A 21,621-nucleotide genomic window follows, 5' to 3' on the forward strand; every position below is an offset into this window, starting at 1 on the left:
CAGAGGGGATAAAATGAAATTGTCGGATTCAATTAGAAACATATCGGGTATCGGTCCCAAAAGAGCCGAGGCTTTTGGAGAACACGGTATTACAACAATTGAAGAGCTGCTTGATTTTTATCCCCGAAAATATCTTAATCGAAAAATAATGGGATCGCTTCAAGCAGAAACGGAGGAGGCTGTAACCGTAAAGGCCGTTGCAGCAAAAAGAGGAGCACTGCGGCGTATCCGCAGAAATATGTCTCTTTTTGTGCTGCCGGTTGTGGAAACACTTGAAAATGGTGAATCGGTAAAGGGTGAGATCGTTTGGTTTAACCAGCCTTATCTCAGGGATGTTTTTTCCGAAAATGAAACCTATTATTTTTTCGGGAGGGTTGTCATAAAGAATAATCGGCGTCAAATGTATAATCCCCAGTTTGCTCACGAGAGCAAGCTAGAGGATTTCTTTATTCTTACCCCTGTTTACCCCAAGATTGAGGGGGTTCCGGGGGAATCGCTAAAAAAATACATGGCCGCTGTTTTCAGGCAGCACCTGCTCATAAGGGATGATTTGCCAGCATGCTACCGGGAAAGGTATCACCTGCTGCCAAAGGAGGCAGCCCTTGAAAAAATACATTTTCCGGATACGCCCCAGGATGTAGTTGAGGGAAAAGGGCGGATAAAATTCGAGGAAGCGTTGAAGATTAATATCGGTATTATGAACAGCCGGGCTTTAAACGGTGTGTCAAAGATCAGTCTCGACAATTTTGAGGCACTCAGGCGTTTCACAAAAGGCCTGCCCTTTGAACTGACAGCCAGCCAGCTAAGTGTGCTTGATGACATCGCAGGCGATATGAAAAAGGGAATCGTTATGAACCGTCTGGTTCAGGGGGATGTGGGCTCCGGTAAGACGATTATCGCGGTTGCGTGCGCTTATCTCATGGCGCTCAATGGTTACCAGACCGCTTATATGGCGCCGACAGAAATATTGGCTGGCCAGCACGTCGCAAATTTTAGGCAGTATCTTGAACCTTATGGCATATGTGTTGAACTGCTGACAGGCTCACAGAAAACCAAAGAGCGAAACGCGGTGACGAAGACCATTGCCAGCGGCGAGGCGCAGGTGATCATCGGGACACATGCGCTTATACAGGACAGCGTGGACTATTATAATCTGGGCCTGGTGATCACCGATGAGCAGCACCGCTTTGGGGTTAAGCAGCGCGGAAAGCTCGGTTTGAAGGGAGAAATGCCCCACACACTGGTTATGAGCGCTACCCCAATTCCCAGAACGCTGGCTTTGATCCTTTATGGAGATTTGGATGTTTCCTATATTGACGAGTTGCCAAAAGGACGGAAAAAAATCAAGACTTACTTTTACAATGAGAAATCGTATCCGAAAATTTTGAGTTTTATGGCGAACGAAATGGACAAGGGACGGCAGGCTTTTGTTATCTGTCCGTTTATTGAAGAGTCAGAGGAAATGAGCGAGGTTAAAGATATTCAAAGCGTATTTGCGGAGGTAAAGCAGTTTTACGGAAGCCGATACCGCATTGCCTGCCTTTACAGCCGGATGTCTGGTGAAGACAAAAAGCAGATTATTGATGCTTTTAACCGCTGTGAGATTGATCTGCTGGTAGCGACCAGTATTATTGAAGTTGGGATTGATGTACCCAATGTTTCAGTGATTACGATTCTCAGTGCAGACCGTTTTGGCCTGTCTCAGCTTCATCAGCTTCGGGGGCGTGTGGGACGCGGTATGCATCAGTCCTATTGCTTTTTAGTTTCTAATTCCAGAAATGACCAGACCATTGAACGTATGCGCGTGATCGTCAACAATCACAGCGGTAAAAAAATTGCTGATGAAGATTACCGCCTGCGCGGGCCAGGTGATTATTTTGGGATGAAGCAGCACGGGTTTCCTGAGTTCAAAGCCTTGAACCCCTACGAGGATTTTGATCTCATTAGCGAAACAAAAAAGGTGGCGAAGGAGATCTATCATTCAGGCGATAAAGAAACAATGGCCTATCGGGCTCGGATTATTGAAACATTCTACAAAAATTTATCGGAAATTTCTATGAATTAGAGGGAGAATGAAATGCGTGTAATAGCAGGAGAAAAAAGAGGAACAAAGCTTGTATCCATCGATGGCGACTTTATAAGACCGACAACAGATAAGGTTAAAGGGGCTGTCTTTAACAGTGTTCAGGTCGAGTTGAGGGAAGCCCAGGTTTTTGTTGATCTTTTTGGCGGGAGCGGCGCTATGGGGATAGAAGCTCTCAGTCGTGGGATTCCGCAGGCCTATTTTTTTGATATTTCCAGAAACAGCATCGGTATTATTAAGAAAAATTTAAAATTGACTGGTTTCGAAAGCAAAGCAATTGTAAAAAATTGTTCAGCAGAAGAAGGAATTGGTTTTTTATGCAAAAATTCAGTAAAATGTGATATGATATACATGGATCCACCGTATAAGGATGGGATTAGTATGATTTCGATCGTGGAAAAAATCTGTGAGAAAAAAATCTTGAATTCTGATGGAATTATAATGATGGAACACGAAAAATCTGTTATAATGCCAATAACGATTAAATCATTTGCAAAATATAAAGAAAAAAAGTATGGAACGACATTAGTCAGTTTTTATAGTTGGGAGAATTTTGATCAATGAGAAGTGCTGTGTATCCCGGAAGCTTTGACCCGGTTACCTTTGGTCATTTGGACATTATAGAAAGAGCCTCAAAGCATTTTGACAGGGTCATTGTGTGCGTGATGGTAAATTATAAAAAGAATTACCTGTTTTCCAGTGAAGAAAGGTGCGCGATGATCCGAGAGAGTGTAGCGCATTTGGAAAATGTAGAGGTTGATGTCTCGTCCTCGCTGCTGGTGGATTATGCAAAATTAAAAGGAGCCCAGGTGATCCTGAAAGGACTCCGGACAGTACAGGACTTTGAATTTGAACTGCAGATGGCTCTGACAAATAAAAAACTGGACAATGATGTTGAAACTTTTTTTATGGTGACAAACAATCAGTATTCCTATTTAAGCTCAAGCGTTGTGCGGGAGCTTATGGAATTCGATGGGGATGTGTCAGATTTCATACCTCCACATGTTGAAAAAGCGATACGGATAAAATATGGGAAGGATGCTAGAGAATGAAGGTTTTAGAACTGCTAACTGAATTGGAAGAACTTGTGGAAAAGGGAAATACCTTGCCATTTTCGTCAAAGGCTTTGGTCAGTCCTGAAGAAATAATGGAAATTATCGATGAAATACGGGAAGAGCTGCCGGCAGAGCTGGTACAAGCCCGGGAAATAGTAGAGCAAAAGAAAAAAATAATGGTTGAAGCAGAAGGAGATGCAGAGCGGATCAAGAATGAAGCCGAGAAAAAGCTGAAGGAAATGATCGATACCAATGAAATCACCAGAACTGCGACTGCTCAGGCGGAAACGATCATTAAAAATGCCCAGGCAAGCGCTAAGGAGCTGCGCATAGGGACACAGCATTATTCGGATAAAATACTCTATAATCTCCAGGTACAGCTAAAAGAACTGAACGATAAAATCGAAGCGAACCGGAAAGAAATTAAAGAAATTAAGTAATGGCTGAATAGGACTTTTTAAGTCCTATTTTTTGCAATAAGATAAATTTGTATACAAAATTTTAAAAAGGAATAAGTGGAAAAGTAAAGTGATTGAAATAGGAAAAATGCAGCATCTGACAATTGACCGTCAGACATCAGTAGGTTTATATTTAACAGCCGGCGATAGTGAAGATAAAAAAAAGGACAGTGTGTTGCTGCCACAGAAAGAAGTCCCCAAAAACTGTAAGGTTGGCGATGAAGTTGAGGTGTTTGTTTACCGGGATTCCCAGGACCGGCTCATTGCGACGACAAGAAAGCCCAAGATTATGCTGGGCGAGTTTGCGCCCTTAAGGGTAGTAGACATTACTAAGGTCGGCGCCTTTTTGGACTGGGGTCTGGAGAAAGACCTCTTGCTGCCCTACCATGAGCAGATTACAAAGGTACAGAAGGGACGCGAGTACCTTGTGAATCTTTACATTGATAAGAGCAACCGTCTCTGTGCCACCATGAAGGTTTATCCACTGCTTAAATCCCAATCACCCTATAAGGACGGCGACTGGGTCGAGGGTTACATATATCAGATTAATCCAGAGCTCGGGGGATTTGTCGCCGTAGATAACGCTTATCACGGTATGATTCTGAAAAAGGAAATGACAACTGATTTTCACTGTGGCGATAAGATTAAAGCCAGGGTCACGGAGATTCGTAAGGATGGCAAGCTGGTTTTAAGCCCTAATAAAAAAGCTTATAAAGAAATACCAAAGGACGCGCTTTTAATTCTGGATAAGCTGAAGAAAAACGGTGGAATGCTGCCATATAATGATAAAACCAACCCTTCAATCATCAGTAAGGAGTTTAAAATGAGCAAGAGCTCCTTTAAACGCGCGTTGGGCAAGCTGATGAAGGAAAAGAAAATAAAACAAACAGCCAATGGCATCGAGCTGATTGGTAAATAAAGAGGTAAAAAATGTCTCAGGTAGCTTTAATTCAATGCGATTCCTATGACGCGGAAATGGTCTACAAAGCTTTAAAGCAGGGGGTGACAGCGCTTGGAGGAATCGAGCGTTTTTTCTGCCCGACGGAAAAAATTTTGTTGAAGCCTAATCTGCTTCGCGGGAAGAAAAAGGAAAGCGCTGTAACGACACATCCGGCAGTGTTTGAAGCGATGGTTCGTATTTTAAAAGAAGCGGCGTGTAAGAATCTGTGCTATGGGGATTCCCCGGGGATCGGAAACCCTGAAAAGGTCGCAGAGGAAGCGGGAATCAAGGAAGTGGCTGACCGACATGGTATCTCACTGTTGGAGTTCTCAAAGGGAAAAACGGTTGCCTATCCTGAAGGGGTGACAACTAAAAAATTTGAATTGGCTGAGGGTGTTTTGGAAAGCGATGCCATTATCAGCATCTGTAAGATGAAAACCCACGGGCTCACGCGGATCACCGGGGCGGTGAAAAACCAGCTGGGCTGTGTTTATGGATTTAATAAGGGAGCGTGCCACGCGCGCTACCCAGACAGTCTGCAATTTGGAAAAATGCTGGTCGATCTGAACCTGTGCATAAGACCACGTCTTTTTGTCATGGATGGGATCATCGCGATGGAGGGGAACGGTCCGGCGTCAGGCACACCTGTCGCCATGAACCTGCTCCTGATCTCAGATGATCCTGTCGCGCTGGACGCCACCTTTGCCCGTCTGGTGGATCTGGAGCCGTCTTATGTGCCAACCATTGCGTCTGGTGAAGAAATGGGACTTGGCACTGGTGATGCTAATAAAATTGAGATCCTTGGCGAAAAGCTGGAGGATCACGTCAACCGCAACTTTAATGTTGAACGGATTCCGGTTCGGTCCGAGGTAAACAGTACTATTGGCCAGTTGTCTAAAATCAGAGGACTGATTACCAGAAAGCCCGTTATCATTGAAGAGCGCTGTGTGCGCTGCGGCATCTGCGTAGCCTCCTGTCCTCTGGAAGATAAAGCGTTGACCTGGAAAGAGACACGCAATGGCCGTGTACCGCATTACAATTACCATAAATGTATTCGATGCTACTGTTGCCAGGAAATGTGTCCTAAAAAGGCCATTACAGTTAAAACACCGCTTTTAGGCAAATTACTGATATATCGTTAAATTTTTATCTTTTAAAATAGTCTTGACAGTTTATTTTAAAAATAATATCATAGACTGAATTACTAAATTATACTAAAGTAAAGGGAGTGATTCCACTGTTAGCAGCAAAATTGATTTTAAAGTGTTTGGAGAAAGAGAATGTGGAGGTCGTCTTCGGTTATCCGGGCGGTGCGCTGCTGCCCTTGTATGAAGCGTTTCGTGAATCCCCCATCCAGCATGTGCTGGTCCGGAATGAACAGGCTGGACCGCATTACGCCAGCGGTTATTCAAGAGAGTCTGGCAAGGTAGGCGTCTGCCTGGCAACTTCTGGCCCGGGAGCAACCAATATGGTCACTGGAATCGCTACCGCTTATTTGGATTCTATTCCACTTGTCGCCATTACAGGACAGGTTAACAGAGATCTCATTGGAACGGATGCTTTTCAGGAAGCGGATATTACTGGTGCCACCGAGCCATTTACCAAGCATTCTTATCTTGTTCAAGATGCGGCAGATATTCCGCGGATTATAAGAGAAGCATTTCACATTGCTTCCACAGGCCGCCCGGGTCCTGTTTTGATCGACATTCCAAGAGATGTGCAGAATACAAATCTTAAAAGTGTCAAATACTGTGAGAAGGTAGAGATACGGGGCTACAAGCCAACCTACGAGGGACATACAGGTCAGATACGGAGAGCGATCAGAAAGATGAAAGCTGCCAAGCGTCCGATTATTTATGCCGGCGGCGGAGTGGTTTTAAGCTATGCCGAAAAAGAACTTCTTACATTTTCAGAACAAAATGGTATCCCAGTTATCACGACACTGATGGGGGTTGGATGTTTTCCGGAAGACAATCCGCTGTACTGCGGTATTGCCGGCAGCCATGGCTTCGAGTATTCGAATAAAATTTTAGAGGCAGCGGATCTTTGCATCTGTGTAGGCGCCCGGATGTCTGACAGAGGAACCAACAACCTGATGGATATGATCAATGATATGGAACTCATCCATATTGACATTGACCCTGCAGAAATTGGGAAAAATATTGACGATACCAATGTGCCCATCGTAGGCGATGCACGCACGGTTTTACTTGACCTGATCCAGAAGGATTTAAAAAAGGATACAAGAGACTGGCTGAAAACCATTGAGATCATCAAGGAAAACCACCCTCTTCTGTACGACACACATCTGGATTTAGGACTGGTGAATCCCAAGATTTTGTTTGAGAAGTTAGGGGAGATCGCTTCGGATAACGCAACTGTCGTTGCGGATGTCGGGTTGAATCAGATTTGGTCTGCGCTGTATTTTAAGGTTTGTAAAGATCGGCATTACTTTACTTCAGGCGGCTTGGGAACGATGGGCTATAGTATCCCGGCAGCCGGTGGCGTTGCTTTTGCGACACGGGAAAATACGAAGCAGATTTTCGCGATTTGCGGCGACGGTAGCTTCCAGATGTCCATGGGCGAGCTGGGGGTTATTGCAGAGCACAACCTGAATATCAACATTATTATGATCAACAATCATAAGCTTGGAATGGTCCGTCAGCTTCAGCATGATATTTATGGCAAGAACCATTACAGCGGCACAGACATTAATTTCAGCATTGATTTTATGAAGCTGGCTGAGGCATATGGCATTAAAGGGTATCAGGCGAGCACAAATGCAGAAGCCGAAGCGGCCCTGAACGATGCCATCGCTCATAACGGGCCGACTCTGATTGAATGTCAGGTTCATGAAGACTTTATAAAAATTTAGGAGAGAAGCCATGGAAAACTATTGTTTATCCCTCTTGGTTGAAAATAACTTTGGGGTTTTGAGCCGTATTGCAGGGCTTTTTGCAAGGCGCGGCTATAATATTGACAGCTTGACTGTCGGCACAACAGAGGATGCCAAAGTCTCACGTATCACGATTACAGTTACAGGTGATGAACATATCCTCGCCCAAATAAAAAAACAGCTGAATAAGCTTATCGATGTCATCAAGGTCATTGAGCTAAAGCCTGAGGATTCCATTCGCAGGGAGCTCGTGTTTATTAAAGTCAAAGCCAATGATGAAACCCGCTCCAACATTGTAGAAATCTCCAACTTATTCAGAGCCAATGTTGTAGATGTGGCGCGCGAAAGCCTGGTGTTGGAGATTACCGGTACCCGGGATAAGGTCGACGCATTTTTTAATATGATTGAGCCATATGGAATTTTGGAATTTGTGCGCTCTGGAGATACTGGCCTTCAGAGAGGGCATCGGATGATTTAGGTGCTGCGGGGAATGAATTCAAAAAATAGAGGAGCATGCTTCATTTTACTGGCCGTCACGCTAATGAGCACAGGCGGCCTTTTGATTAAAAGCATTGAAGCGAGTGCGATCAGCATTGCTTTTGCGAGAAGTTTAATTGCAGGCTGCGTTTTTCTACCGTTTATAAAATGGAAAAAAATTAAGTTCAGCAAAAATTATATCGGGCTTATTATTTCTTATACTTATTTAACCATCAGTTTTGTCATTGCCACTAAGCTGACAACTGCCGCCAACGCGATTATACTGCAGTGCACGGCCCCCTTGTGGCTCTATATGGCTTATCTTATCGGAGGTAAAAAAAAGCTGGTTGCACGGGAGTTTATTCCAAGGGTTACGATCTTGGCTGGAATTATCATTATTTTTTGTGACCCGCTGAACGCCTCTGGGAATGTGGCCGCTATTGCCGGAAATCTTTTAGCTTTATCGGCAGGTATTGCCTATGCACTTGAACAGTATTTTATGGAGAAAAAGTATCCGATGGATGACATCACTATTATCGGATTTATCAATTTTATCATGGCTGGGGTAATGCTTTTGTTTATGCACAGCCAGATAGCTTTTTCGGGCATCCCCGCGGTAAACTGGCTGTACCTTATATTGCTCGGTGTATTCCAAATTGGTATCTCTTACCTGTTTTTCCTAAAAGGGGTCCGTCTGGTATCGGCTTTTGAAGCGTCGATTCTCTCGTTACTGGAGCCAATACTTAACCCTGTTTTTGTTTTTTTCTTTGTGGGAGAGGTTCCGAGTTTTTATACAATGTGCGGGTTTGCAGCTATTTTATGTGGGATTATACTGACGCTTATTCCAAATAAAAAAGCAGCTTCGGCAACACAGCTGGGAGAAAACATTGAGATGAAAAGTGAAAGAAAAAATTATTAGAATAAAGGTGAAAAAATTCGCAAGAAAAGCTTGCAAATTTTAAAAATAGTAGTATAATAAAAACAATAAGGATTTATATTATAGAATAAGAAAATATTACTGCAAAACGTTCCCGTTTTAGTCTTAAAACGGGAAAATTTCTTTTGAAAAATTGGATACATTGTGCAAGTGGAAGAAAATGAGGAATCCTGTTAAATCAGGAAGAAGAAAGTAAGGAGTAATTATGAATCACGAACACCATCATGATCATCACTGTGGCTGCGGCTGTCAGGATGAACCCAAATTTCCAGAATTAGATGCAGTTCTGGACACATACGCCGATGTAGCAGGAAGCCTGATTACCATCCTGCAGAAGGCTCAGGAAACCTACGGCTATCTGTCTCCGGATTTAATGTTGTATATTTCTCGTGAAACAGATATTCCCGTAGCGAAAATATACGGTGTCGCAACTTTTTATGCCCAATTCCGTATGAATCCTGTCGGTAAACATTTGATCATGCTCTGCCAGGGAACAGCATGCCATGTTAATGGGTCTTCGATGATTGAGGAAGCTGTTGTAGAGCATCTTGGTATCAAGGAGGGGGAAACCACTGAGGATGGCCTTTTCACTTTAGAGAATGTCGCATGCCTGGGCTGCTGCTCTTTATCGCCGGTTATGATGATCGACGGAGAAACCTACGGGCAGCTCACAAAGGATAAGGTGGTTAACATTTTAACAGAACTGAAGGAACAGGAGGCGTAGGCGATGGAAAAATATAAAATAATCATTGGACAGGGAAGCTGTGGTATCGCTGCTGGCGCCGCAAAGGTAGAAGAATCTTTTAAAGACCAGATTACCGCAAAGAATCTGAGCATCGATCTTGAAAAAACCGGCTGTATTGGTACCTGTTATCTGGAACCCATTGTGGATGTGGTTGATCCTTCCGGCAATAAGATTACCTATGTTAATGTAGATACCTCTGATGTCGAACGTATTGTAGATGAACATATCCTTGGGCAGAAAAATATTACAGATCTGGAAATGGCCGCGCAGGACAAGGAAATGATCGCTAAACAAAAGCGCGTGGTGCTCCAGAATTGTGGTATTATCGATCCAGAACGCATTGAGGATTATCTGGCCGTAGACGGTTATAAAGCCGCTGAAAAAGCGATTAAGGAAATGTCCCCGGAGGACATAATCAACACCGTTAAGGTAGCTGGTCTGGCTGGCCGAGGCGGAGCAGGTTTCCCTACATGGTTTAAATGGAACGAAGCTCATAAGGCAAAAGGGGATGTTAAGTATTTAGTCTGTAACGCCGATGAAGGGGATCCTGGCGCTTTCATGGACAGGTCTGTCCTCGAAAGTGATCCCCACGCCCTCATTGAAGGCATGATCATTGCCGCTAAGGCCATAGGCGCCGCACAGGGTGTTGTCTATGTCCGTGCTGAGTATCCACTGGCCATCAAGCGTCTTGAAAATGCCATCGGACAGGCTCGGGAAAAAGGGTATTTGGGCGAAAATATTTTTGGTTCAGCCTTCAGCTTTGATCTGAGAATCAAAGCAGGTGCCGGTGCTTTTGTCTGCGGTGAAGAAACTGCCTTAATCGCATCACTTGAAGGCGAGCGCGGAATGCCCCGTCTCAAGCCGCCGTTTCCGGCACAGAAGGGCTACTGGGCAAAACCAACCAATATTAATAATGTTGAAACCTATGCGAACGTGCCATGGATATTCAGAAATTCAGGGGAGACCTATGGACAGCTCGGAAATGAAAATTCCAAGGGCACCAAAGTGTTTGCATTAACCGGTAAAATCAAAAAAGGTGGTCTGGTTGAAATTCCAATGGGACTAACCCTCCGCGATGTCATTTATGATATTGGCGGCGGTATCAAAAACGACAAGGCCTTCAAGGCTGTTCAGATGGGTGGGCCATCTGGTGGATGTGTTCCGGCTGAGCTGGTGGACACGGTTATCGACTACCCTTCCATTACCAAAACCGGTGCGATCATGGGCTCCGGCGGGATGGTTGTTATGGATGAAACTACATGTATGGTTGATATGGCTCGGTTTTTCCTGGATTTTACCCGGAAAGAATCCTGCGGTAAATGCAACTACTGCCGTATTGGGACCATGCGTATGCTGGAAATTCTGACACGCATCACAGAAGGCGAAGGACGTGACGGTGACATCGAGCTTCTCGAAGAGCTCTGTCTCAAGGTTAAAGAGGGCTCTATGTGCGGACTTGGTCAGACCGCACCGAATCCAGTTCTTACCACATTGCGTTATTTCAGAAATGAGTATGAAGATCATATTTACAAACATAAATGTACAGCTCACAGCTGTAAGGCCCTGATTACCTACAGCATTGATGAAGAAAAATGCGTTGGCTGTACCCGTTGCGCTAAAAACTGCCCTGTTGAGGCTATATCGGGCGCACCTAAGAAAGTTCATGTTATCGATCAGGAAAAATGTATCAAGTGCGGCAAATGTGCCAGCGTTTGTAAGTTCGATGCGGTAACCGTGGATTAGGAGGAGTGAGGGACATGAAGAAATTAAGAATTAATATTAATGGAAAAGAAGTAACGGGTTTTGCAGAACAGACCATTTTAGACGTTGCCCGTGAAAATGGCATTGACATCCCGACTCTTTGCTATGACGAACGCACCGAGGTTTATGGCTCCTGTGGACTCTGCATGGTAGAGGTTGAGGGCAATCCAAAGCTATTGAAGGCCTGCGCAACGCCCATCGCGGAGGGTATGGTCATCACAACCAATTCCGACAGAGTACTGGAATCCAGAAAAACAAATCTGGAACTCCTGTTATCCAAGCATATCGGCGATTGTGTGGCACCCTGCCAGCTGGAATGTCCGGGACAGACAGACTGCCAGGGTTACGTTGGGCTTATCGCCAATGGGGAATATGAGGAAGCTATCAAGCTGATCAAGGATCGCCTTCCTTTACCGGCATCCATCGGACGCGTCTGTCCGCATCCCTGCGAAAAGGCCTGCCGCCGGGGTTTAGTAGACGAGCCTGTTTCTATTTTATGGCTCAAGCGCTTTGCGGCGGATCTGGATATCGACAAGGGAATGTTTATGCCTGAAATCGCGCCAGATACCCACAAAAGTATTGGCGTTATCGGTGGCGGCCCTGGCGGCCTGACCGCAGCTTACTTTCTGAGAAAAGCAGGTCATGCGGTCACCATTTATGAAGCCATGCCCAAAGCCGGTGGAATGCTGCGCTATGGGATTCCTGAATACCGCCTGCCTAAAACAGTTCTGGATGAGGAAATCAAGCTGATTGAGGATATGGGCGTCATCATTAAGACAGGGGTGCGTATCGGCGCAGATATGCCCTTTGAGAGCCTGAGAAAACAGCATGACGCCATGTATGTTGCTATTGGCGCCTGGACCAGCAGCGGGCTGCGCTGTGAAGGCGTTGACGCTGATGGTGTCATTGGTGGGATTGAACTGCTCAGACAGATTGTCAATAATGAACCGGCAAACCTGGGTGACAAAGTCGCCATTGTTGGCGGTGGGAATACTGCTATGGATGCCTGCAGAAGCGCAGTGCGCTTAGGTGCAAAGGAAGTTTACAATGTGTATCGCCGTACGGTAGCGGAAATGCCTGCTGAACAGGAAGAGATCGAGGAAGCGCAGGAAGAGGGCGTTATCTTTAAAAACCTGTGCAATCCGATTGAAATTATCAAAGATAAAGATGGTCATGTCAAGCAGATGCTGCTTCAGAAAATGGAGCTGGGTGAACCGGATGCCAGCGGCCGCCGCCGTCCTGTTCCAATTGAAGGTGAAACTGAACTTATTGATGTGGATACTGTTATTCTGGCCATTGGCCAGGGGATTGACCCGGAAGGTATGGACGGAATTGAACTGACGAAGTTTAATACAGTTGTCGTAGATGAAGAAACCTTTACAACGAACCTTGAAGGTGTCTTTGCAGGTGGTGACTGTGCAAATGACGGAGCTTCTATTGCGATCCGTGCCATTGGAGAAGCTAAAAAGGCGGTCGGTTTTATTAACCAATATCTGCAGGGACGTGAAATCCATTATCGCAAACCTTATTATGTCACCAGAGATGATATCGACGCAGATTATCTGGAAGGCAAAAAGAAATATAAACGGCCTCCGATGGCGCATCTGTCACCAGAGGAACGTAAGAATACCTTTGAAGAAATCGTTAAGGGTTATACGCCTGAGGAGGCCAGAGAAGAAGCGTCACGCTGTCTGGAATGCGGCTGTCACGATTACTTTGAATGTAAGCTGGTGGATTATGCCAATCAGTATGATGTGGCTCCAGAACGCTTTAGCGGTGAAAATGAAGAGCTGATTTTTGAAGACGACCACCCGTTTATTGTACGTAACCCCAATAAGTGTATTCTCTGTGGGCGCTGTGTACGCGCCTGTGATGAGGTAGTTGGTGTGACAGCTCTTGGCCTGATGAATCGTGGTTTTGATACTGTCGTAGTACCGGCCCTTGGCGGAAAACTGGCTGATTCCGGCTGTATTTCCTGTGGGACCTGTATCTCTGTATGTCCTACCGGAGCACTGGGAGAGCGGGCGAGAGGCTTCAAAAACGTACCGACCGATACGAAAAAGACACTGACAACCTGTGGATACTGCGGCGCCGGCTGCCAGATGGTAGTTGAAACCATGGGCAACACCATCGTGAAAGCAGTGCCAACAAATATTAGCGCTGCGCATAATGAAGGCGTGATGTGTGGACGCGGACGTTTTGGAACGAACCAGGTTCAGCTGGGTGGCCGCCTGACCAAACCGTTAATCCGAAATGCGAAGGGACAGCTGGAGGAAACAGACTGGTATGACGCTTTTGTCGCGATTGCCAAAAAAGCACAGACCATTTCTGCAAGAAATGGAGCGGAAGCTTTAAAAGTTGCTGTTTCACCCAAATATACTACTGAAGAGATTGCCATGGTTAAAAAGCTGGCAGACAGTTTGAGAGCAGAAACCTTCTCCTTCAGCAACACTGTCCACGGCGAAGATGCCGTGCTGCCATGCAGCGGTGAAGTCCACAGTATGGATGAAGTCCTTTCAGCAGACGCTATACTGGTGCTGGGATGTCTGCGTATAAACAATCCTGTACTGCGCTATAAGCTCAGCCAGGCATCTAAACGCGGTGCTTCAATCTTCTTCATCAATGCTGTTGAAGATGGGATGAACCGCATTGGGGATGAATTCACCACCGAATGTGACGACCTGGATTTCCTGGGTGAAATTACAAAATATGTTCTTGAGAATCGTAAAGCAGTGGACATACCTGATGGTTTAGAAGCCTTAAGGGATTCTCTGGCATCGCTCGAGATCAGCGAAGAATCTGAAATGATCGGGAATGCACTGGTGAACGCAAAACACCCGATGGTGGTTCTTGGCGGCAAATATATCACGGAAGAAGCTTCTGCTCTGGCAGCAGATATTGCGGTTCTCTTAGGAAAGAGTGATGGACCGAGACGCGGCGTTTTCAGAGTTGAACAGAAAAATAACAGCAAAGCACTTGGCCTGCTGGGCGTTACTCAGACACCTGAAGTACTGGACAATGCAAAGGGGATTATGATTTTTGGCGAAGACCCCAACGCAGATTTATCCGGCTATGATTTCATCATGGTTCAAGATACACATCTGACTTTGGCTGCCCAGAAGGCAGACATTGTTCTTCCGGCACTGGCGTTCCCAGAAGTTGCAGGAACCTTTATCAATACCGAAGGCAAAATGCAGCGTGTCACACCAGTTGTCCCCCGCGCACTGCCCTATACCAACATTGGTATGGTGGTGGAAATTGGAAAAATTCTGGGTGAAGAGCTTGGTTCTACCTGTACTGGTCTGATTCGCAGAGAACTGCAGACAGCGATACCTGAGCTGTTAGATGTTGAGATTGGTGGCCAGATACGAGGCGGCAGATGTGAAGGCTCAGCCCGTCTGGTACCGATGAAAAGGGACGGTTTCCTATTTGAGGAAATACCATATACGGACTTCCTGATGAATGAAATCACTGGTGAAATTAAAAAGGTAACACGCAAATAAAAAAGAAGGGCTTCCTGTTTCAGGAAGCTCTTCGTATTTTTTGAGGCCGTTTCTGGGCTCTGCGTCTGTGTTTTGGGTCAAGATCCTTTGCAAAGATCAGGCGAAGTGCCATAAGGATCATTATCAGCGTTAAAGGAGCATACAAAAGCTTTTCAATGGGATTGTCAGACATGAAGTTGCCGATGATATTCAGCAGATAATAGAGGCTCATAATCCAGAGAATGCTGTCCGCACTTTTTCGTAAGCCTTTCATAGGAAGATAGTTTAGCTTGAGCAATATGCCAAAGATAAACATCAGAATGAAAAAAATGGCAATCCATTCAGAAATTACGACTGACGCCTTATCAGTGATGGTGGTGTCCCAGATAATGTCGGGTGATACCACTCCAAATAATACCAGAATGTGAATGATCAGTAAAACCAAAAGGGCAATCAGCAAAACATTTCCAATTCCCCGCGAGTTAATCTTAAGTTTCATCAGATACCCCTTTATTATTTGAGAATTTGTGGTTACTCTCTAGTTTAATATAAATAGAGACGAAAAGCAAAAGCTTTTTGAATTTGTGAAAAAGTCTTTTACTTGATATTATTCCCAATAGAAGATATAATACGCTAAGGAAAGTGAGGAATTAATGAAAAAGAAAAAATATCTGGCATTTTTTTTAGTTGCAGTATCACTTATGCTTCTCTTTACGGCTTGCAACAAGGGAAAATATGGCGAGGATACGAAGACGAAATCTGAAGAAATCACCCGTTCGTTGGTGCAGGTCCTGGCTGAAGGAGATTATGCAAAAGCGGCTGACGATTTCCCATATACCACCAGAGCGAAAGAAGAAATGGATGCCCAGAACCTCAAAATACTCTGGGAGGGACTGTCTGAAGGAAAAGGCGAGTTCAGAGAAATAGCTGGCCTTGAGGACGATAGCTGGGATAAGGAGCTGAAGATTACAGTGGTGTGTTCCTTTGAAAAAGGAACAGCAGAGCTTGTGGTAGCGTTTGATCGGACGGTAAAGATAAAATCAATTTATACTGGTTAAGAGTGAAAAAAACGGATATATTGGTTCGAGATATGATTAATTTCCAAACGCAGGGGTATACCTCTTACTAAGATATTCGATGATTTATGAACCGTTAAGGAGAACGATGATGAGAAAAAATGAAGATAACAAAAATATTGCTGTTATTTATTGGAGCAATAGTGAAAATACAGAGATCATGGCCGAAAAAATTTCCAATGGGATCGATGAGACTGGACAGAAAGCAGATCTTTATAATGTAAGCCAGTTTCCGATTGAGCGGATTGAGGATTATGATAAAGTCGCCCTTGGATGCCCTTCCATGGATGGAGAAGCTCTTGAAAAGAATACCTTTGAACCTTTTTTTGAGGAAATTGAGTCCAAGCTCAAGGGAAAAAAGGTAGCTCTTTTTGGCTCCTATGGATGGGGCAACGGTGAATGGATGCGCGACTGGGAAGACCGGATCGGGCATACCGGAGCACGTCTGTTTGATGAAGGGCTGATGATCAAGGAATTCCCGGATGATGCCGGCCGTCATGCCTGTGTTGAGTTTGGAAAGGCCTTTGCAAGCTTTTAATAAAAAAAAGACAGGAAAATCATTTCCTGTCTTTTTTTATTTCCGTTTCCTGAGCCGGATGGCACTGGCTGGAATGAGAACATCCGCTACAGCCGCAACCACAACCTGTTTGGCCGTTTCGAGCTTTTTTTACCTGGTTATAGATAATCAGCACCATTGGAATAAAAACAATGGCGGCAATAATAAAGGTTGCCAAATTCATATTGTCACTTCCTTATCAATTGGATTCGCAAAAGTAAGCTTAGTTTAACTTATAATTATAGTTTAAACGCTCTAACATATTTTGTCAAGGGGCAAAAAGGAATTTAAGCTAAGGTTGATTTTGACAAGCTGGGAACAGTAAGCTATAATAAACGCAGACTCAACGAATTATTTGCGGATGTCTGGAACTAAAGAGGATATTATGGATAAACTTGAGTCTTCAGGAAATCTGGTGAAGTGGCTGTCGGTAACAAATCGTTTTACAGGAATGGCTCTGGATAAGGAATCGTCTGAGAGAATCCTCAACTTAGGCCAGCATTTTTTGTGATAAAAATCTGCGGGGAGCCTGGAATCACTCAGGATATGCTGCAGTCTTTGATTTATATTACCAGAGGTATCGCTCAGCGGGCAAAAAAAGATTTGTAACCAAGGAGACAAACAGCTGAGAAAAACGAACCATCTGTCTGTATCCCACAGATAAGGCAAAGGCCTGTTATCAGAAAATAAAAACAATACAAAAAACTGATTGAAGATTTTGACAGAAAACTTTACAGATGAAGAGAGTGCGCTTTTATGTACACTGGTGGAGTGAACTGCCAAAAATGCTCTGAATTTTTTTAACGATGAGCAAGCATAGACGAGAGGTAATAGAATGGAAGAAATAAAACGCATTACAATCTATCTTGGACTGGAAGAGTACCCTCTGGAGTTCATCACACTGGCACCCATGTCGCCAGATGAAGCAGATCTTATCACGGAAATGGGCGAAGGCTTTTTTAAAGACATCAACCCTGAAATAATGGATGAATATGTGATGGAGGACAAGCTGAACCGCTTTTATGACGAGGTACGGCTGAGGACAGAGGTAGAGCTCTTCTGCCCTTTGTTTGAGAAAGAGACCATTGCAAATATCGAGCGATTGATCGAGACATATGAGGATTAAAAAAAGACGGACACGTCCGTCTTTTTTTATTGTAGATCACTGTAAAACTGATAGTTGCCTTTTCCGGAATGTTTGGTTCGGTAAAGGGCTTCATCAGCGTGTTGCATAACTTCTGTGTAGGAAGTGCCGTCACTGGGATACCAGGCGATGCCAATGCTTAGTGAAATGGGGATATTAGGACCGGCAGCAGTAATGTTGCAGAGCATTTCAGCCTTTTGTCTTACAATATCTGCACTCGGCAGGTCTTTGATCCAGACAACAAATTCATCGCCGCCAAAGCGGGCGATAATGTCTGTTTCCCGGAAGCAGTGAAGAAGTATCTGGGCCACAGAAAAAAGAACGTCGTCGCCGGTCTGATGCCCGTAAGTGTCATTGATGTGCTTAAAATCATCAATGTCAAGGAAAAAACAGGCATGACGCTGCTTTTGCCCCTCTTTTTTCAAATGGCGTTCAATGATGGTATGTGCAATGTCTTTATTGTAAAGACGTGTGAGTGGATCGCGCTGGTTGGCTTCCATCTGTTTTCCGAAGCGTTTGATAATGGCGATGACGATGGCCAGGATAACGCCGTAAAGCAGAATGTTGAAAATCATCAGAACAAAAGCTCCGGCGTTGATGGCGGTAGTCTGCTTGTCAATGGTCTCAGCCATCACCAGTGAGATCATGGTCCAGTCGTTAATGCCGACGGGCTCAAAATAGACGTAGCGCTCATTATTATTGCGAAAATAGGTGAACAGGCCGGATTCTTCGTTTTTTACACGGGATTTGAAGCTTTCGAGAGTATTTTCTCCTCTGAATTCCATCTGTTGTTCAAGAGCTTCGTAAAACGTATCGAAAGCCTCCATACCGACATAGCTCGAGACCATTTTTCCGTTTTTCTGCATGATCATAGTTGCGCCAGCGCCCTTGAACTGTGAACTGCTAAGCAGGTCGGTGAAGGACTGGACATCGTATTGGGCACAGGCAGCGCCAGTGATGACACCGTTACGCTCAATGGGAATGGCGAGGACAATGATATCCCGCCCTGTATTGGCGTCAGTGATAACATTTGAGACTACGCGTTCGCCTTTAATGGCACGCTGAAAATAATCCTGGCCCGATACATTTTGTTTCGAGCCGCTGCCGGTATAAATGAAGCCGTCAAGGCCGGCAACTCCGATTTGAGAATAAGTGTTTCCCAGATTTTTCTGCTGGAGAAGTTCAAATATTTCATGGTCATTAATGCCGGTGTTGACGCTACAGAAAATAGCAATGGTGTCAAGCTCACTGAAGTAGTTGTCGATCAGGCTGTTGGTCAGTATGATGCTCTGGTCAGTGGATTTTTTCATGTCAGCTTTTGATTTTTCTGCCAGGATATTTCGAGTATTGTTTTGATACAGAACAAAGCTGACAACAGACAATAAAACGAGTACAACCACAATGGCAATCAATATTATATTGGAAGACGTCCTTTTCCTAAGCATAATCCAATCCCCCTCATCCCTTAACCACAAAGGCTACCAGCAAAAATTGAAATGGTAAACAATGGCTTACCATCTGGTCATACCGTTCTTTTAGTGTTATTATTAGGTATTATAAGATAAAAAATGCAAAAAAGAAATACTGAATTGAAAGGTTTGCTAAAAATGGTTAAATTAATTTCGGCAGATATGGACGGTACGCTTTTAGACAGTAATAAAGAGCTTTCACCAGAGCTTTTCCCATTGATTGAGTCGCTCGCAGAACAGGGTGTCCGCTTCGCAGCAGCCAGCGGCAGACAATATTATAATCTGGAACATATTTTTGAGCCGGTAAAGGATAAGATGATTTTCATCGCTGAAAATGGTTCGGTGGTTTTTGAGAATGATGTGAACAGCTTTGCCAATGTGATTGACAGGGAGACTGTTCAAGAAATTGTAAAAGAGATCCGAAAGATAACCGGAGCCAGCCCTGTCATCTGTGGACTGAAGGGAGCTTACGCTGAAAGCGATGAGCCGGAGCTTTTGGAAAACATTAAGATGTATTACCGCCGATATGAGATAATGGACGATATTCTGGCAGCTGAAGATGATATCTGTAAAATTGCCGTCTACGACTATGTGAATGCTGAAATAAACAGCCATGTTCCGCTTTTGGAGGCCTTTGGAGAACAGATGGAGATCGCTGTTTCGGGTGAACATTGGGTGGATCTTTCAAACCCGGGCTGTAACAAAGGAACAGCCATCAGCAAAATTCAGGAAAAATACGGGATCAGTTATGAGGAGACCATGCTTTTTGGTGATTACCTTAATGATTATGAGATGATGAAAACCGGAAAATACAGCTATGCTATGGAAAATTCTCATCCACAGCTTAAGGAAATCTGCAATTATACGGCAAAATCCAATGATGAAAACGGTGTGGTGGAAGCAATAAGGGCATATTTCAAGTAAAGACAGCCTGTGGCAGACGTTTTGAAAAAAGACGTACTGCCCTTTTTTATTGCAGTAAACAGGAGAAATTGGAAGAAAAATAATATAAAATGATTGCTTAAAAAGGAATAAAGACGTATAATAATGCATAAGGAAAACTAAATAAACAAATGCGGCATCCGGAAAGTGTTGGGAGCACTGTCCGGCTTGCGCAGGGTGACACTACCACCATACACAACGTCCCGTGGGGGCCGTACCGCATACTGATTATTATAGGCTATTTTTCTTCCAAAAACAAGAGAAGACCTATATTTTTTGGTAGGCTTATTTGTGTAAGCATTTTTTCGCTTTAATGACTTTTAGCTGTGTATGGGTGTCGTGTCCCTGCACGGCTTTTTTTATGATGTTTCCTGTGTTTTGGCCACCTGGTCAGCTATTGGCTCGGCCAGGTGGTATTTTTAGAAAGACTCTTCAGAGCGGAGAGCAGGTAAGGGGGTGGACAGTATGCGTCAGAGTATATTAATAGTTGATGATATGGAACAAAACCGGAAGATTTTGGGGATGATGTTTCAGGACACCTTCGAGATTTTAGAGGCTGAAAACGGATATGAGGCCATGTGCTGTATACGTGAAAACCAGGATATGCTGGCGGCGGTGCTGTTGGATGTGGTGATGCCAGTGATGGACGGCTTGGAGGTTCTTGAGCATATGCAGGATGAGGCGCTGACAGAAGCACTGCCCGTGGTGCTAATCGCTGCAGAGGAGCCTGGAATAGCAGCGCGCAGGGGCTATGCGCTTGGTGCATTGGATATTTTGACAAGGCCCTTTGATCCTGTTGTGATAAAGAGACGAGTAGAGAATATTATTGAGCTGGGAATCCATAAAAGGGAATTTAAAAAGCTGAAAAATGAGGCAGAGAATGACGCTCTGACGGGAATCTTTAACCGAAAGGCCATGGAAGACAGGATCGGAGGGATATTGAACAATCCCGAGACCCAGTGCGGGGCCCTGTGCTTCATCGACGTTGATAACTTTAAGACCATCAATGACAGCTTCGGACATCTGTACGGCGATGAAGTGCTGAAGCAGATGGCTGAAAATTTAAAAAGCTGCGCCCTGCCCGGGGATGCGGTAGGACGGATCGGCGGGGATGAGTTTATGATTTTTTTTCGAAATTATTCTTCCGTGGAGCGGCTGAAACAAAAAATTGCTGGTATTTGTGAGAACTTCAGGCGCTATACAGCCGAGGGACAAATCACTGGAAGTATTGGTGTGGCGCGGTATCCAGAGGATGGGAACTGCTATGGTATTCTTTTCTGTAAAGCAGACCAGGCTCTTTACCACCTGAAACGTTCAGGAAAGGATGGGTACCAGTTTTATGATGAAAGCTGTACCAGCCTGCCTTTCCAATCTGTACTGACTCAGGTTGAAGGCGAAACGAAATAAAAGAAACGAATGAAGCACAAAGCGGCACAGGATACGCTGCTTTGTGCTTTTTGGGTGGAGACAAAAAAATTTTTGAATTAATGGTATTTCGACCATGAGAGAATGGCTATTTTGTTTTAGATTTGTTATAATTGGTGGTATCTGTAAAATAATAATGAGCAAGAGGGATTTTTGATTGTCGTTAGGCAGCAAA

At 44.5% G+C, this 21,621-nt stretch carries 21 protein-coding genes; 18 read left to right on the forward strand and 3 right to left on the reverse strand.

Annotated features, from left to right (window positions below):
• Nucleotides 1-13: 13 nt before the first annotated feature.
• From recG to FYJ53_RS05515, 12 genes are all read left to right on the forward strand, one after another.
• Nucleotides 14-2,065 (forward strand): ATP-dependent DNA helicase RecG, encoded by a 2,052-nt coding sequence (recG, locus tag FYJ53_RS05460; RefSeq protein ID WP_154557091.1) that lies wholly within the window; start codon nucleotides 14-16, stop codon nucleotides 2,063-2,065.
• A gap of 12 nt (nucleotides 2,066-2,077) precedes the next feature.
• The gene (gene rsmD, locus FYJ53_RS05465; protein ID WP_090414647.1) at nucleotides 2,078-2,647 is read left to right on the forward strand and encodes a 16S rRNA (guanine(966)-N(2))-methyltransferase RsmD; all 570 of its coding nucleotides are present in this window, start codon (nucleotides 2,078-2,080) and stop codon (nucleotides 2,645-2,647) included.
• The gene (coaD, locus tag FYJ53_RS05470) at nucleotides 2,644-3,135 is read left to right on the forward strand and encodes a pantetheine-phosphate adenylyltransferase (protein WP_013381587.1); all 492 of its coding nucleotides are present in this window, start codon (nucleotides 2,644-2,646) and stop codon (nucleotides 3,133-3,135) included. The genes rsmD and coaD overlap by 4 nt, the downstream gene beginning before the upstream one ends.
• The gene (locus FYJ53_RS05475) at nucleotides 3,132-3,578 is read left to right on the forward strand and encodes a hypothetical protein (protein WP_013381586.1); all 447 of its coding nucleotides are present in this window, start codon (nucleotides 3,132-3,134) and stop codon (nucleotides 3,576-3,578) included. Before coaD ends, FYJ53_RS05475 begins: the two co-directional genes overlap by 4 nt.
• A gap of 88 nt (nucleotides 3,579-3,666) precedes the next feature.
• A complete protein-coding gene (locus tag FYJ53_RS05480; protein ID WP_013381585.1) occupies nucleotides 3,667-4,515 on the forward strand; it encodes a S1 RNA-binding domain-containing protein in 849 nt (282 codons plus the stop codon).
• 11 nt (nucleotides 4,516-4,526) lie between these two features.
• Entirely contained in the window at nucleotides 4,527-5,678 is a 1,152-nt protein-coding gene (locus FYJ53_RS05485; protein WP_013381584.1) for a DUF362 domain-containing protein, read from the forward strand.
• Nucleotides 5,679-5,773: 95 nt separating this feature from the next.
• Nucleotides 5,774-7,411 carry a biosynthetic-type acetolactate synthase large subunit gene (gene ilvB / locus FYJ53_RS05490; RefSeq protein WP_154557164.1) on the forward strand — a complete coding sequence of 546 codons (1,638 nt, stop codon included), beginning with the start codon at nucleotides 5,774-5,776 and terminating at the stop codon, nucleotides 7,409-7,411.
• 10 nt (nucleotides 7,412-7,421) lie between these two features.
• Nucleotides 7,422-7,910 (forward strand): acetolactate synthase small subunit, encoded by a 489-nt coding sequence (gene ilvN, locus FYJ53_RS05495; protein ID WP_013381582.1) that lies wholly within the window; start codon nucleotides 7,422-7,424, stop codon nucleotides 7,908-7,910.
• A gap of 12 nt (nucleotides 7,911-7,922) precedes the next feature.
• The gene (locus FYJ53_RS05500; RefSeq protein WP_154557092.1) at nucleotides 7,923-8,828 is read left to right on the forward strand and encodes a DMT family transporter; all 906 of its coding nucleotides are present in this window, start codon (nucleotides 7,923-7,925) and stop codon (nucleotides 8,826-8,828) included.
• A 223-nt stretch (nucleotides 8,829-9,051) separates the two neighbouring features.
• Complete coding sequence (gene nuoE, locus FYJ53_RS05505) at nucleotides 9,052-9,570, forward strand: NADH-quinone oxidoreductase subunit NuoE (protein WP_154557093.1); 519 nt, start codon at nucleotides 9,052-9,054, stop codon at nucleotides 9,568-9,570.
• A 3-nt stretch (nucleotides 9,571-9,573) separates the two neighbouring features.
• Nucleotides 9,574-11,334: an NADH-quinone oxidoreductase subunit NuoF gene (locus tag FYJ53_RS05510; protein ID WP_154557094.1), complete on the forward strand. Its 1,761-nt coding sequence runs from the start codon at nucleotides 9,574-9,576 to the stop codon at nucleotides 11,332-11,334.
• Between the two features lie 14 nt (nucleotides 11,335-11,348).
• Complete coding sequence (locus FYJ53_RS05515; RefSeq protein ID WP_154557095.1) at nucleotides 11,349-14,855, forward strand: FAD-dependent oxidoreductase; 3,507 nt, start codon at nucleotides 11,349-11,351, stop codon at nucleotides 14,853-14,855.
• Nucleotides 14,856-14,874: 19 nt separating this feature from the next.
• Here the strand turns inward: FYJ53_RS05515 and FYJ53_RS05520 are convergent, their stop codons facing one another.
• Nucleotides 14,875-15,333: a hypothetical protein gene (locus tag FYJ53_RS05520; protein WP_090414654.1), complete on the reverse strand. Its 459-nt coding sequence runs from the start codon at nucleotides 15,331-15,333 to the stop codon at nucleotides 14,875-14,877.
• A 154-nt stretch (nucleotides 15,334-15,487) separates the two neighbouring features.
• Here FYJ53_RS05520 and FYJ53_RS05525 point away from each other — a divergent pair, with 154 nt between their 5' ends.
• Both FYJ53_RS05525 and FYJ53_RS05530 read left to right on the forward strand, forming a co-directional pair.
• Nucleotides 15,488-15,892: a DUF3887 domain-containing protein gene (locus FYJ53_RS05525; RefSeq protein ID WP_013381576.1), complete on the forward strand. Its 405-nt coding sequence runs from the start codon at nucleotides 15,488-15,490 to the stop codon at nucleotides 15,890-15,892.
• A gap of 109 nt (nucleotides 15,893-16,001) precedes the next feature.
• Entirely contained in the window at nucleotides 16,002-16,448 is a 447-nt protein-coding gene (locus tag FYJ53_RS05530) for a flavodoxin (protein ID WP_013381575.1), read from the forward strand.
• 19 nt (nucleotides 16,449-16,467) lie between these two features.
• Here the strand turns inward: FYJ53_RS05530 and FYJ53_RS05535 are convergent, their stop codons facing one another.
• The gene (locus FYJ53_RS05535) at nucleotides 16,468-16,650 is read right to left on the reverse strand and encodes a FeoB-associated Cys-rich membrane protein (protein WP_013381574.1); all 183 of its coding nucleotides are present in this window, start codon (nucleotides 16,648-16,650) and stop codon (nucleotides 16,468-16,470) included.
• A gap of 201 nt (nucleotides 16,651-16,851) precedes the next feature.
• On the opposite strand from FYJ53_RS05535, the gene FYJ53_RS21620 reads away from it, so the two are divergent.
• The gene (locus tag FYJ53_RS21620; protein WP_013381573.1) at nucleotides 16,852-16,977 is read left to right on the forward strand and encodes a hypothetical protein; all 126 of its coding nucleotides are present in this window, start codon (nucleotides 16,852-16,854) and stop codon (nucleotides 16,975-16,977) included.
• A 324-nt stretch (nucleotides 16,978-17,301) separates the two neighbouring features.
• The gene (locus tag FYJ53_RS05540) at nucleotides 17,302-17,592 is read left to right on the forward strand and encodes a hypothetical protein (protein WP_013381572.1); all 291 of its coding nucleotides are present in this window, start codon (nucleotides 17,302-17,304) and stop codon (nucleotides 17,590-17,592) included.
• Nucleotides 17,593-17,618: 26 nt separating this feature from the next.
• Here the strand turns inward: FYJ53_RS05540 and FYJ53_RS05545 are convergent, their stop codons facing one another.
• Nucleotides 17,619-19,055: a sensor domain-containing diguanylate cyclase gene (locus tag FYJ53_RS05545; protein WP_154557096.1), complete on the reverse strand. Its 1,437-nt coding sequence runs from the start codon at nucleotides 19,053-19,055 to the stop codon at nucleotides 17,619-17,621.
• 162 nt (nucleotides 19,056-19,217) lie between these two features.
• Here FYJ53_RS05545 and FYJ53_RS05550 point away from each other — a divergent pair, with 162 nt between their 5' ends.
• Together FYJ53_RS05550 and FYJ53_RS05555 are read left to right on the forward strand one after the other, a co-directional pair.
• Nucleotides 19,218-20,003 (forward strand): HAD family hydrolase, encoded by a 786-nt coding sequence (locus FYJ53_RS05550; RefSeq protein WP_041690359.1) that lies wholly within the window; start codon nucleotides 19,218-19,220, stop codon nucleotides 20,001-20,003.
• A gap of 483 nt (nucleotides 20,004-20,486) precedes the next feature.
• Entirely contained in the window at nucleotides 20,487-21,428 is a 942-nt protein-coding gene (locus FYJ53_RS05555) for a diguanylate cyclase domain-containing protein (RefSeq protein WP_154557097.1), read from the forward strand.
• Nucleotides 21,429-21,621: the final 193 nt, after the last annotated feature.

The organism is Eubacterium sp. BL-380-WT-2B (assembly GCF_009696115.1).
Taxonomy (GTDB): Bacteria; Bacillota; Clostridia; order Eubacteriales; family Eubacteriaceae; genus Eubacterium; species Eubacterium callanderi.